This is a genomic window from Bacillus sp. FSL R5-0286, assembly GCF_038593245.1.
Classification (GTDB): Bacteria; Bacillota; Bacilli; order Bacillales; family Bacillaceae; genus Bacillus; species Bacillus altitudinis.
Genome location: NZ_CP151977.1, coordinates 1,898,043 through 1,911,676, shown reverse-complemented (window position 1 = coordinate 1,911,676; position 13,634 = coordinate 1,898,043). Strand labels below are relative to the sequence as shown.

Here is a 13,634-nt window from a genome sequence, read left to right as displayed (position 1 = left end):
AGAGGACAATGGGCAAAGCAACAGGTTTTATGGATTATAAAAGAGAAAAGCCAAATGAACGTGACCCTCTCACTCGTCAAAATGACTGGAAAGAATATTCAGCTCCTTATACAGATGAGGTATTGAAACAGCAGGGTGCTAGATGTATGGATTGCGGAACACCGTTTTGTCAAATTGGGATGGAGATCAGGGGCGGCGTTTCTGGCTGCCCGATCTACAATTTAATTCCAGAATGGAATGACCTTGTCTACCGGGGCAGATGGAAAGAAGCGCTTGAAAGACTACAAAAAACGAACAATTTCCCTGAATTTACTGGAAGAGTATGTCCAGCACCTTGTGAAGGCTCATGTACCGTCGCGATCAATGATCCAGCAGTATCGATTAAAAATATCGAACGAACGATCATTGATAAAGGTTTTGAAAATGGCTGGATTACACCAAGAATTCCTTCAAGTCGTACAGGGAAAAAGATCGCCATTGTCGGATCAGGACCAGCAGGACTGGCAAGTGCAGACCAACTAAACCAAGCAGGACACGCTGTAACCGTGTTTGAACGATCTGATCGTCTAGGCGGACTGCTCACTTATGGTATTCCGAATATGAAGCTCGACAAAGAAGTCGTTGAGCGTAGAGTTAAACTGCTAAGACAAGAAGGCATTGACTTTGTGACCAATACAGAAATTGGTGTGGATATCACGGCTGATGAACTGAAAGAGCAATTTGATGCGGTCATCCTTTGTACAGGTGCACAAAAGCAGCGTGACCTGTTAATTGAAGGCAGGGAAGCAAAAGGGATTCACCTGGCAATGGATTATTTAACACTCGCAACAAAAAGCATGCTTGATTCAGGATTCAAAGATAAAAACTTTATTGACGCAAAAGGGAAAGACGTCATTGTGATTGGCGGAGGAGATACAGGCGCTGACTGCGTCGCAACTGCACTTCGCCAAAAAGCAAAAAGTGTTGTTCAATTCGGAAAGCATCCAAAGCTTCCAGATACACGTGTAGGGGATAACATGTGGCCAGAACAACCTTATGTCTTCTCTCTAGATTATGCTTACGAAGAAGCACAAGCAAAATTTGGAGAAGACCCGCGCCAATATTCGATTCAAACCACAAAGATTGTGGCTGATAAAAATGGGAAGTTAAAAGAGCTTCATACCATTCAAATGGAAAAGGTGAAAAACGAACAAGGGAAGTTTGAATTTCATGAGATTCCAGGAACAGAGAAGGTATGGCCAGCTCAGCTAGTCTTTATTGCGATTGGTTTTGAGGGAACTGAACAGCCACTAGTGAAACACTTTGGCGTGGACAGCAAAAACAATCGGATTGACGCAAAATATGGGGAATATACAACGAATGTAGAAGGCGTATTTGCAGCGGGAGATGCAAGACGCGGTCAAAGCTTAATTGTCTGGGCAATTAACGAAGGCAGACAAGTGGCGCATGAGGTAGACCGTTATTTAATGGGGAGTTCGGTTCTGCCAAAATAGGTCAAACAAAGGGTGTTTACCATATATAGAGAAAAGCCATGACCAAAGAGTGGTCATGGCTTTTTATGATTCAGACATGGTTGGCTGGATAATGACTTTTTTACGTTTGAACTGGGATACAACCAAACAGAGGAAGACAGCAAGAACAAAAAGAGAAATGGTCAAAAAGCCAAACGTATAGGAGCCCGTCATTTCTTTTAAACTGCCAAGAACGTTTGGTAAAAAGAATCCTCCAATGCCTCCTGCAGCCCCTACAATTCCAGTCACAATCCCAATTTCCTTATGAAACACTTGCGGGACAAGCTGGAACACCGCCCCATTCCCCATACCAAGACACATCATTCCGACAAATAAAAGCGCAATGACCACTGGTAAAGCAGGTAGACTACTCACTGCCCCTAAACAGATACCAATCAAAGCAAATAAACCGAGCAGTACTTTCATCCCGCCAATTTTATCGGCAATCAAACCGCCAACTGGCCGAAAGAAGCTGCCTGCCGCCACGCAAAGCGTCACAAAATCACCGGCATGAATTTTCGAAATCGCATATTGGTCCACAAAGAAAATACTCAAGAAACTTGAAAGGCCGACAAAACCACCGAATGTAATCGCATAAAGAAGACAGAAAAACCACGTTGTTTTCACTTGAAAGACTGAAAAATAGGACCGAAGCGGCTGAGGGGCAGGCTGGTTTGGTGCATCTTTTGCTGTGAAAATAAAAAACAAAAAGACGAAACTTAAAGGAATAAGAGCGAGCCCCATCACTGTATGCCAGCCATACATCTCCGCAAGCCTTGGTCCAAAGAGTGTCGAGATCAGTGTTCCGCTGTTTCCGGCGCCGGCAATTCCCATCGCTACCCCTTGTAAATGAGGAGGGTACCAGCGGCTTGCCATCGGTAAAGCGACCGCAAAACTCGCACCTGCAACCCCTAATAAAATCCCGATCAGTACTAGCTCTGAAAGGGTTGTACCACCGAAAAACCCCCATATGAGCGGAATTGTGGTCAAAATCATGCCCATCATCGCTGTTTTTTTAGGTCCCATTCGGTCTGTTAATAGGCCTAGCACAATTCGAAAAAAAGATCCGGATAAAATCGGAATGGCTACAATCATGCCTTTTTCTATTGTCGATAAGGCAAAATCTTGTGCAATAAAAGCACCGAGTGCCCCTAGCAAAACCCAAATCATGAAACTCACGTCAAAATATAAAAATGAACCAAACAATGTCTTAGGATGACCACTAGAAGTCAATTCTGAGAGTTTCACAAAACCCCTCCTTTATTTTGAATTTTCTGACTTAAAGATAGCGAGTTGATAGAAGGAATGGAAGTATTGTGTTAGAAAAAATGACATGGATAAACACTTTTTTACAAATGTGTGCCATAATCTAGGCAAACATTGCTTTGGCGCAAAAAGCTAGAAAGGTTGATCTCACATGGCAAAACGTAAACTCGTGTTTATCGGAAACGGCATGGCGAGTATGAAATGTATCGAACATATCGTAAAGAATCAGCCAGAACGCTATTCCATCACGATCATTGGAAAAGAGAAGCACCCGGCCTACAACCGAATAAAACTTTCGTCAGTTTTACAAAAAAGTGAATCGTTGTCTCAAATTGAACTAAAGCCAAAAGAATGGTACACCAAACATGACATCATCATCCAAACAGGCGAAACGGTTGTGCACATCGATACAAGCCGGCAATTGCTCATGACAGAAGCACGCCGGAATATCCCGTATGACAAACTGGTTATCGCCACAGGCTCATCGCCTCATTTTCTGCCTATACAAGGCGTACCCAAAAAAGGGGTCTATGCTTTTCGTACGATTGACGATTATGAAGCCATTTACGCTGATTCTTTACGCTATGAACGTGCAGCAGTCATTGGAGGTGGTGTACTTGGTGTGGAAGTGGCCGCTGGTTTACAGATCGCTGGACTGAAGACAACCTTGATTCATCACACGGATTGGCTTATGCAACGCCAATTAGATGAAACAGCTGCAGGGCTTTTGTCTCAACAATTAAGTCGCAAGGGGATTCAGGTAAAAACAAATGCTCATACGATTGCATGTTTAGGAAACGAGAGAGTAGAAGGCGTTCTGTTAAAAAGTGGAGACATCGTGGATGCTGATCTCGTGGTTTTCACAACAGGGGTCCGTCCGAATATAGAGCTTGCAAAACAGCACGGCATTCATACAAGAAAAGCCATTGTTGTAAATGATGTCATGCAGACAAACGTTGAGAATATTTATGCTATTGGAGAATGTGCAGAGCATAAGGGGATGGTGCACGGTCTTGTGCAGCCTATTTATGAACAAGCAAACGTGCTTGCGAATCATTTATTAGATGAACTGGTCACGAATTTACCTCCTACCATTTATTCAACGAAATTGAAAGCAAATGACATATCTATTTATTCTGCTGGCAGTATTGTAAACCGATCCCCCTCCGCTTCAGTGGTGACTTACTTAGATGAAGAACAAGAAGTATATAAAAAACTAGTGTTTGAACATGATGTGCTCACAGGCGTTGTATTAGTTGGTCAACTTGAGAGAGCTGAGCAGCTTTTGCAGGATGTAAAAGTGGGGCGTGATAAAAGCGTAGTCATGAAATCACTGAATGAAGAGCAGATATCCCCTTTAGATTCATTAAAAGCAGAGGATCTCATCTGCCAATGCCATACGGTGACGAAGGGAGCGATATTCAAAAGCATATCGGCCCATCAGCTGACAAATTTAGAAGAGATAAAAAAACAGACAGGGGCCGCAACGGGCTGCGGAGGCTGTCAAGAGCTTGTTCGTGCCTGCTGCCATGTCTCATCAAATCAGCTAACGGAAGCACTGGACACGTTTTGCTCGTGCACAAATGTAGAGAAACAGACCATTTTTTCGTATATCAAAAATCAGCATCCGCTGAATGAAGAGCAAGTAAGAAGACAATTTAATTGGATGACAGATAACGGCTGTGACAAGTGCCGAGCAGCCATTCCATACTATCTTGAGCAGTTTCAAGATCTTTTCGTAAAAGACAGCCCATCAGATCATGAGCACATACTAATGCCTCAGTTATATGGTGGCCGTCTTGATCTGACATTTTTACAGATGATAACCGGATTGTTAGAGCAAAAGCAAATTCAGCACGTAGAACTAACGGAGAATAAACGAATTCGGCTGATCGGTATTTCACAAGAGGCCGCCCATATTGTAAAAGAACATGGACACATCATGCCACAAGAAAGCAAGAGACTTTCTCATGTTCTTTCATGTGATTGTCGTCACGATCCATCTGTCACAACACTTGTCATGGAGATCGAAAGACAACTAGAAAACACGCTTTTACCTGCAGTCACATCGATTCATATCGCTGGTCCTTCCTGCGTATGTCGTTTCAGCCCCATCTATGACATCTGCATCAAGAAGCAGCTGGATGAATGGGACATTTATATAGGAGGCAGCATACGTCAACCTAAGGCAGGTCAGCTTTTTTATTCTGTGAGCCGAACGGATGAGCTGATTCCTTTTTTAAAAGCACTGCTTGAAGACTATAGAAAACGTGCATATTTTCAAGAATCTATTGGAGACTGGATCCAAAAAAACGGCATCATTTCCATCCGAGAAAAATTGCTCGATGAGGAAATGAGAGAAGAGCTCTGCGAACAATTTGAGCAAAGTAGACAAAAGGGTGTGAATGTATGAATCAATCTTTCTTACAATATGTGCAGCAAACATCAGAGCAGCAAGAGCGAAAAAGGGTGTTCCCATCTCAATGTCCGTTTTGCAGTATGCAGTGCAAAATGCAATTAGTCGAGCAGCACGCAGAAGGGCGAACACGCTACCAGACGATAGGTATTCATAATCCAACCACGTTCGGCAGGATCTGTATGAAAGGGCAGCATGCCCACCAGCACGCACTGCACAAGGAACGATTAAATCACCCCCTCATCAAAAGAAACGGTCAATTTGTCAAAGCGACTTGGCAGGAGGCACTTGACGAAATCAAAGCACGCACTCAAACCCTTCAGACGGAACATGGGCACGATGCTATCAGTGTGTATGGTAGTGCATCGATTACAAATGAAGAAGCTTATTTACTCGGAAAATTTGCAAGGGTCGCCCTTAAAACGAAATACATTGATTACAATGGAAGACTGTGTATGTCTTCAGCAGCAACAGCAGCTAACCAAACATTTGGACTTGATCGGGGTCTAACCTTTCCGCTTCGTGACATCAAGCATGCCCGGGTTTTACTATTGGTTGGAACCAATATAGCGGAATGTCAGCCGACCCTCATGCCGTACTTGGAAGAAGCTAAAAAGAACGGGGCATTTCTCATCGTGATCGATCCGCGAAAAACAGCAACAGCCAAACTAGCTGACTTACATGTCAGCTTAAGGCCTGGGTCAGATGCTGCACTCGCAAATGGAATCTTACACGTCATGCTTCATGAACAGTTACTAGACGAAGAATTTATTAAAAAACGAACATCAGGTTTTCAAGAAATGAAACAGCATATTTCACACATGTCCCTGCAAGACATTACGCAGCAAACCGGTGTATCGATGAAAGTCATTCAAAAAATAGCGAGAAAATTCGCACGCGAAAAAACAGGCATGATTCTGACTGCAAGAGGCATTGAGCAGCAAATAGACGGGACAGCATCCGTTCGTAATTTCCTGAATATTCTGCTTGTTACTGGGAAAATTGGCCGGATTGGGTGTGGCTATGGCGCGATTACTGGGCAAGGAAATGGACAGGGTGCAAGAGAGCATGGACAAAAAGCAGATCAGCTTCCTGGTTACCGTGATATCACAAACCCAGTACATAGAAAAGAAATGGCTGAAATATGGAAGATCGATGAAAAAGAACTGCCTGGAAAAGGTGTATCTGCTTTTGAAATGTTTGAAAAAATGCAGAAAGGAGAGATAAAAGTGCTCTTTTTAATGTGTTCTAATCCCGTTCAATCAGGTCCGCATGCAAGCTTTATCAAAAAAGCCATCGAGCAGCTGTCCTTTTTTGTCGCAATTGATTTATTTATCTCTGAGACGGCTGCACTCGCAGATGTTATTTTACCAGCTTCGTCATATTTAGAGGACGAAGGCACCATGACGAACATAGAAGGACGCGTTACGCTGAGAGAAGCAACCTATCCACTCAAACACCAAAGAAAGCACGATTGGCAAATCATTTGTGATATAGCAGCAGTATTAGGCAAAGGCGGCTCTTTTTCTTTTTCATCTGCAGAAGACATCTTTGAGGAATTGAGAACAGCAACGAAAGGAGCCAAAGCCGATTATTCCGGTATGACCTATGACAGGTTAAGGAAGACGCAAGGCATATTATGGCCCTGCTCTCATTTGGAAGACCGAGGAACAGAAAGACTATTTGAGCATCAATTCTCACATCCTGATAAATTAGCAAAATTTGCAGTCGTTGCACATGGACAACAGGGTGCAAAAGAACCAGTCAGTCCAGAATATCCACTCTATTTAACGACCGGCAGGGTGATGGCTCATTACCAAACGGGCGTTCAAACAAGAAAAAGCACCTCTCTTGTTGCCCGGCAGTTTGAAGCTTATGTAGAGCTTCATCCTGATACAGCCGAAGCTTACGGGATTCAGCACGGGGAGCTCGTCACCATCCAGTCAAAACGAGGAAGCGTCATCATGAGGTGCCACATAACAGATAGCATCCGAAAAGATACTGTGTTTGTTCCGTTTCACTGGAATAAACATCAATCAATTAACCTATTAATTGGTAAACAGTTAGATCCACACAGTAAAATGCCAGGTTTTAAATATTGTCCTGTACAGCTGTCAGCCTACAAGAATTGAAAACTATGTGAGAAATTTTAACATGTATTTTCCATCTTTGTTTAGATTATGGTACTTTCTAAAAAACGATCACATGAGGGGTGTTTTTCATGAAAGAAAAACTCGTATTAGTAGGGAATGGTATGGCTGGTATCCGAACGCTCGAAAACATTTTAAAAACAGACAATGAACGATTCGACATGACTGTATTTGGAACTGAGCCGTATCCTAACTATAATCGGATTCTTTTATCGAAAGTTCTCCAAGGGGATACAAAGACAGAGGATATTACGTTAAACGATTGGAATTGGTACAAGGAACATCATATTCAGCTGTTTACAAATGAGACCATTGTGAAGATCGATCCAGACAATCAAACCGTTATGAGTGATCAAGGACGGACCGTGCATTATGACCGTTTAATTTTAGCGACAGGGTCACTCCCGTTCATCCCGCCCATTCCAGGGAGCGATAAAAAAGGGGTAACAGCTTTTCGTACATTACAAGACACAGAGGAAATGGTCAAAGCATCTATGATGTACAAAAAAGCAGCCGTCATTGGAGGCGGGCTCCTTGGACTTGAAGCCGCGCGTGGTCTACTAAACTTAGGAATGGAAGTGACCGTCATTCATCTTGGCTCTCATCTAATGGACCGGCAGCTCGATCCGGTGGCAGGTCAGCTTCTGCAAGCAGCTTTAGAAAAACAAGGCATGAGCTTTCTATTAGGAAAACAGACAAATGAGATTTTAGGAGATACAAGGGTAGAAGGGCTAACATTTTCAGATGGTTCTACATTAGAGACAGATATGGTGGTCATGGCAGCAGGAATTAAACCGAATCACAAGCTTGCCGAAACGAGCGGCATTGAAGTGAACCGGGGGATTATCGTCAATGATTTCATGGAAACAAGTGTCCCGCGGATTTACGCAGTCGGAGAATGTGTTGAACATAGAGGACAAACGTACGGTCTTGTTGCGCCATTATACGATCAAGCAAACGTGCTTGCGAAGCATGTTTGTGATATGGCCCCGACGCCTTATGAAGGATCTGTACTATCGACACAGCTAAAAGTATCAGGGGTTGATGTATTTTCAGCTGGAGATTTTATCGAAAACGATGAGAAAAAAGCAATTAAAATTTTTGATGAACAGCAAGGTATTTATCAAAAACTAGTCTTCCAGCAAAACCGATTAGTCGGCGCCGTCATGTTTGGAGAAACAAGCGATGGACCACGTTTATTCTCGTACATTAGAGAAGGTGTTGATATGTCAGATATGGAAAAAGTATCTGTCTTAACATCAAATGAGCTGGCGCAAGAAAACACGATTGAACAAATGGCAAACGACCATATCGTTTGTGGCTGTAATGGTGTCTCAAAAGGTCAAATAGTGGCAGCTATTCAAAAAGAAGGCCTAACGACTATACAAGAGGTCAAGCAATGTACAAGTGCTTCTCGGTCATGCGGAGGCTGTCAATCTGTTGTGGAAGAGATTTTATGGCACACTTTAGGCGATGATGCAAACCGCACTGCGCAAAAAGAAACCATCTGCGCCTGCACCACCTTATCAAGAGATGAAGTGATTCATGAAATAAAAGAGAAAGGTTTGCAGCATGTCAAAGAAGTGATGAATGTACTTGACTGGGAAACAGAAGAAGGCTGTTCAAAGTGCCGGCCTGCACTGAATTACTATTTAGGGATGATGTATCCTCTTGACTACAAAGATGAAAAAAGCTCGCGATTTGTGAATGAACGAATGCATGCCAACATCCAAAACGATGGTACCTATTCGGTCGTTCCACGTATGTACGGGGGCGTGACTAATGCTAATGACCTGAGAAAAATAGCGGATGTCGTTGACAAATATGAGATACCGCTTGTGAAAATGACTGGAGGTCAGCGAATCGACCTTTTAGGTGTCAAAAAAGAAGATTTACCAAAAGTATGGGCTGAATTAGATATGCCGTCTGGTTATGCTTACGGAAAATCATTAAGAACTGTCAAAACATGTGTTGGAGAACAATTTTGCAGATTCGGAACGCAGGATTCCATATCTCTTGGGATCGCGCTTGAAAAGAAATTTGAAGGACTTGCCACACCGCACAAAGTCAAAATGGCCGTATCAGCCTGTCCAAGAAACTGTGCTGAATCTGGGATTAAAGATCTTGGCATCGTAGGTATCGATGGGGGATTTGAATTGTACGCTGGCGGGAATGGAGGGACACATTTACGAGCTGGAGACTTATTAATGAAAGTAAGTACAGCAGAAGAAGTAGAACAAATGGCCGCAGCCTACCTTCAATATTACAGAGAAACCGCAAATTATTTAGAGAGAACATCCGCTTGGGTTGAACGGCTTGGATTGAATCATATCCAAACGGTACTGCTAGATGACCAGAGGCGTGCAGCATTAATCGAAAGAATGGACATCGCACTTTCAACTTATGAAGAACCGTGGCAAGAGATTCGAGAGAACGAAACAGAAACAAGACAATTATTTCAAAAGGCAACTGCTTCCGTCTAAATCAATTGAAGGGATGAGATCAGATGACAGTTTCAATTGTAAAAGTTCATATTGGTACAATATCAGATTTTCCATTGCAGCTAGGGAAAACAGTCGCAGCCGGTCCACTTGAATTAGCTGTTTTTCAAACCTCTAACAAGCAGTTCAAAGCCATTGAAAATCGCTGTCCTCATAAAGGCGGTGTACTAGCTGAAGGAATGGTGAGCGGAGATCATGTCTTCTGTCCAATGCATGATTGGAAAATCAATCTTTCATCAGGAAATGTTCAAGAACCAGATCATGGATGCGTGAAAACATATGAAGCATTGGTTGAGGGAGAAGACGTCTTTATTTTACTGCCTTCATAAATGGTTTAGAACCTTCCTTTCCTGTACATGCTGTAAGTACATGCAGTGAGAAAGGAAGGTATATGTGTGCCATTTTTTAATATTTTGATTGAACTCTTTATCGGATTTTTCGCTTTATTTTCCATTACAAAGCTATTAGGGAAAACACAATTTGCACAAATCACGCCGTTTGATTTTATTTCTGCACTGATTTTAGGGGAGATGGTCGGTAACGCCATTTTTGATCCAGAAGTCAGCGTGCTACATATCCTTTTTGCAGTTGCAGTCTGGGGCGTTTTAATCTACACAGTTGAATGGCTTTCACAAAAATTCAAATCCATTCGCGCTTTTTTAGAGGGAAGACCCACTCTTGTGATTGATAAAGGAAAGATTCACTACAATCGATTAAAGAAAAATATGCTTGATTTAAATCAGCTGCAGACGCTGATTCGAGCGAAAGGGCATTTTGCTCTTAATGAAATTGAATTTGCCATTTTGGAAACGGATGGGTCTGTGAGTGTGCTTCCGAAAATGAAATATGCACCAGCTACAGCCGAAGATGTGAACGTGAAAGGAAAAGAAGTCACATTGCCTAGAACGTTTATTATCGACGGAGAGATTTTAAGAAAAGATTTAAAGGAAGCTGGATTTGATGAAGCGTGGCTGAGAGAGCAATTGAAAAAGCAGCACATTTCCTCCTATAAAGACGTCCTATTTTGTGAATGGATTGAAAATGAAGGAATTTATGCGATGAAATATGAAAAAACATCCACAACCTAACACAGTGGATGTTTTTTTGTGTTTTTTTGTTTTATAACTGAATAGGATCAAAAAGAATACGTCAATGAAAACGTTCACAATATAAGGGGGAGATGTGTGATGAAGTATGGAAAACGACTGCTGATGATGGTATTGGCCTTACTGCTTTTTGACTCAGCTTATGCGCAAGCAGCTGGACACAACCATCAAACAAACCGCGTGCTTATTGTCGATCAAAAAGGAAATGGGACATTTCGAACGGTTCAATCTGCCATTGATGCGATACCAGTGAACAATCAACAGCAAACGACGATATATATTAAAAATGGTGTGTATAAAGAAAAGATTCTCCTTCCGCAAAATAAGCCGTATGTGTCCTTTATTGGAGAAAATCAGTATCAGACGATTCTGACGTATGATGATACAAATGCAAGCAGCGGGAGCACAACCAATAGCTCTAGTACAATGATTCGGGCAAATCATTTTTATGCAGAAAATATCACGTTTCAAAATACAGCTGGCCGAAACGCAGGGCAGGCGGTTGCCCTTTATGTATCCGGGGACCGGGCTGTGTTTAAACACGTACGTGTTCTCGGGTATCAAGATACACTTTATGCCACTGGCACAGGGAGACAATATTATGAAGATTGTTATATCGAGGGCACGGTTGACTTCATCTTTGGTTCAGCAACGGCTGTATTTAAAAGAGCTGAAATAAAAAGTCTTGGAAATGGGTATATTACAGCGGCATCCACAACAGAAGCGCAAAAGTATGGCTACGTTTTTATTGATTCCACATTAAATAAAGGAACGGCTTCGTCTCAATCTGTGTACTTAGGCCGTCCATGGAGACCACATTCGGCTGTCACGTTCCTCCAAACAAAAATGGATGAACATATTAAAGCTGAGGGATGGCATAACTGGGATAACAAAGACAACGAAAGAACGGCTAGATATCAAGAATATGGATCAACGGGCGCAGGGAGTCATGTGGCAAACCGAGTGAAGTGGTCAACGATATTAACAAAAAACGAAGCAAGTCAAATCACCGTTCAATCCGTACTTAGCGGAAACGATGGCTGGAATCCTGAAAAAAGGTAAAAGAGGCTTGTCAGTTTTCGTCAAAGAAAGCTGACTTTTCTGTTTAAAAAACCTTTGAGAACAAACGTTCTTTTGTGTATAATGAACATAATCTGCTAAATTTGGCTGCTTTTCTAAAAAGGAGGGATTGCGTGAAACGTTTCTCACAGGTCATGTTTTTACAACTATGTATTTTGTCGATGTTATTTCTCCCTTTTTCAGTGAAAGATGAACAACTAACAGCTCATGATGATCAATCAAAATGGATCACTTCTTTAGACGAATTCATTCGAACAGCACCTGATTTAGAGGGCGCGATTGCTGGCATCAGTGTACGCGATACTTCTGACACTTCTCTTCTTTATGAACATCAAGCGGACATCCGTCTGACTCCTGCTTCTAATATGAAATTACTCACATCTGCTATCGCACTCGATCTACTGGGTGAAACACACACTTTTCCAACAGACGTTTGGATAGATGGTTCAATTCACAAAAAAACATTGCACGGCAATCTTTATCTCCGAGGCACTGGAGACCCGACATTGTTAGAAAGCGATTTTGCCGCATTAGCCAAACAAGTCAAAAAGGCCGGAGTACATACGATTCGTGGACAGCTTTTAGCTGATGATACTTGGTTTGATGACACAAGGTATTCCATCGATCTGCCGTGGAGTGATGAAGATCAATATTACGGCGCTCAAATATCTGCTCTTACTGCTTCACCGAATGAGGATTATGATGCAGGAACGATCATTCTCGAAGTCAAGCCGGGAAAGAAAGCAGGGCAGAAGGCCAGCTATAAGATGATCCCGAAGACTGACGTCGCTCAAGTTGTCAATCAAGTGAAAACTGTGCCAGAAGGCGGAAAGAAGAAAATATCTTTTAAACGCTCTCACGGTACAAACAAAATTACACTGACTGGGACGATTCCGCTAAAAGCATCCTCGTCTAAACAATGGGTCGCATTATGGGAACCGACAACGTATGCTTTAGACTTAATGAAACGAGCATTAAAGGCTGAGGGGATTCAGCTGAAAGGACCACTCAAAACAAAACAAGTTCCTAGAAAAGCGAAAAAAATCGCTTCCCATACATCAATGCCTTTATCCGATCTTCTTGTTCCGATGATGAAATTAAGCAACAATACACATGCAGAAATTCTGTTAAAAGAACTTGGGAAGCGGGTAAAGAACAAAGGGAGTTTTGACAAAGGGCTTGACGTGCTGAATGAACGTCTTCCTGCCTTTGGCATAGATTCATCCATGACTGTGTTAAGAGACGGATCAGGCATATCACCCATTAACCTTGTTTCTGCAAACCAGTTCACTTTATTTTTGACAAACATTCAAAAGGAAAAATGGTTTAACACCTATGTCCATGCACTTCCGTTAGCTGGGGCAAGTGAGCGTATGGTGGGAGGTACATTAAGAAATAGATTGAAAGAACCAGCTACACTAGAAAAAGTGCGTGCAAAAACAGGTACACTATCAACGGTCAGCACACTATCTGGATATATTGAAACGCAGAGTGGAAAAACGCTTGCTTTTTCCATCTTATTGAATCATCTCGTTGATGACGAAAAAGGAAAAGAGATAGAAGACCGCATTGTCAGCATGTTAGCTGAGGATCTTTAGACAGAG

9 protein-coding genes are annotated in these 13,634 nt (G+C 42.3%); 8 read left to right on the top strand and 1 reads right to left on the bottom strand.

The window, feature by feature from the left end:
• Window positions 1-8 precede the first annotated feature (8 nt).
• Window positions 9-1,493, top strand: coding sequence for a glutamate synthase small subunit (gene gltD, locus NST24_RS09655; RefSeq protein ID WP_024718332.1), 1,485 nt, complete (start codon window positions 9-11; stop codon window positions 1,491-1,493).
• 63 nt (window positions 1,494-1,556) lie between these two features.
• On the opposite strand, the gene NST24_RS09650 is transcribed toward gltD, so the two are convergent.
• Window positions 1,557-2,759, bottom strand: coding sequence for a nitrate/nitrite transporter (locus NST24_RS09650; RefSeq protein WP_008346586.1), 1,203 nt, complete (start codon window positions 2,757-2,759; stop codon window positions 1,557-1,559).
• A 169-nt stretch (window positions 2,760-2,928) separates the two neighbouring features.
• On the opposite strand from NST24_RS09650, the gene nirB (NST24_RS09645) reads away from it, so the two are divergent.
• The 7 genes from nirB (NST24_RS09645) to dacB all read left to right on the top strand — a co-directional run bounded on the left by nirB (NST24_RS09645) (window position 2,929) and on the right by dacB (window position 13,628).
• Entirely contained in the window at window positions 2,929-5,190 is a 2,262-nt protein-coding gene (gene nirB, locus NST24_RS09645) for a nitrite reductase large subunit NirB (RefSeq protein ID WP_342461696.1), read from the top strand.
• Window positions 5,187-7,325 (top strand): nitrate reductase, encoded by a 2,139-nt coding sequence (locus NST24_RS09640; protein WP_342461695.1) that lies wholly within the window; start codon window positions 5,187-5,189, stop codon window positions 7,323-7,325. The genes nirB (NST24_RS09645) and NST24_RS09640 overlap by 4 nt, the downstream gene beginning before the upstream one ends.
• A gap of 89 nt (window positions 7,326-7,414) precedes the next feature.
• Window positions 7,415-9,826, top strand: a complete 2,412-nt coding sequence (gene nirB / locus NST24_RS09635; RefSeq protein ID WP_058336766.1) for a nitrite reductase large subunit NirB — start codon at window positions 7,415-7,417, stop codon at window positions 9,824-9,826.
• A 23-nt stretch (window positions 9,827-9,849) separates the two neighbouring features.
• Entirely contained in the window at window positions 9,850-10,173 is a 324-nt protein-coding gene (nirD, locus tag NST24_RS09630) for a nitrite reductase small subunit NirD (RefSeq protein WP_342461694.1), read from the top strand.
• A 66-nt stretch (window positions 10,174-10,239) separates the two neighbouring features.
• Window positions 10,240-10,932 (top strand): DUF421 domain-containing protein, encoded by a 693-nt coding sequence (locus tag NST24_RS09625; RefSeq protein WP_024718337.1) that lies wholly within the window; start codon window positions 10,240-10,242, stop codon window positions 10,930-10,932.
• A 99-nt stretch (window positions 10,933-11,031) separates the two neighbouring features.
• The gene (locus NST24_RS09620; protein WP_041092812.1) at window positions 11,032-12,012 is read left to right on the top strand and encodes a pectinesterase family protein; all 981 of its coding nucleotides are present in this window, start codon (window positions 11,032-11,034) and stop codon (window positions 12,010-12,012) included.
• Between the two features lie 131 nt (window positions 12,013-12,143).
• On the top strand, window positions 12,144-13,628 hold the full coding sequence (gene dacB, locus NST24_RS09615; RefSeq protein WP_342461693.1) for a D-alanyl-D-alanine carboxypeptidase/D-alanyl-D-alanine-endopeptidase: 1,485 nt from the start codon (window positions 12,144-12,146) through the stop codon (window positions 13,626-13,628).
• Window positions 13,629-13,634: the final 6 nt, after the last annotated feature.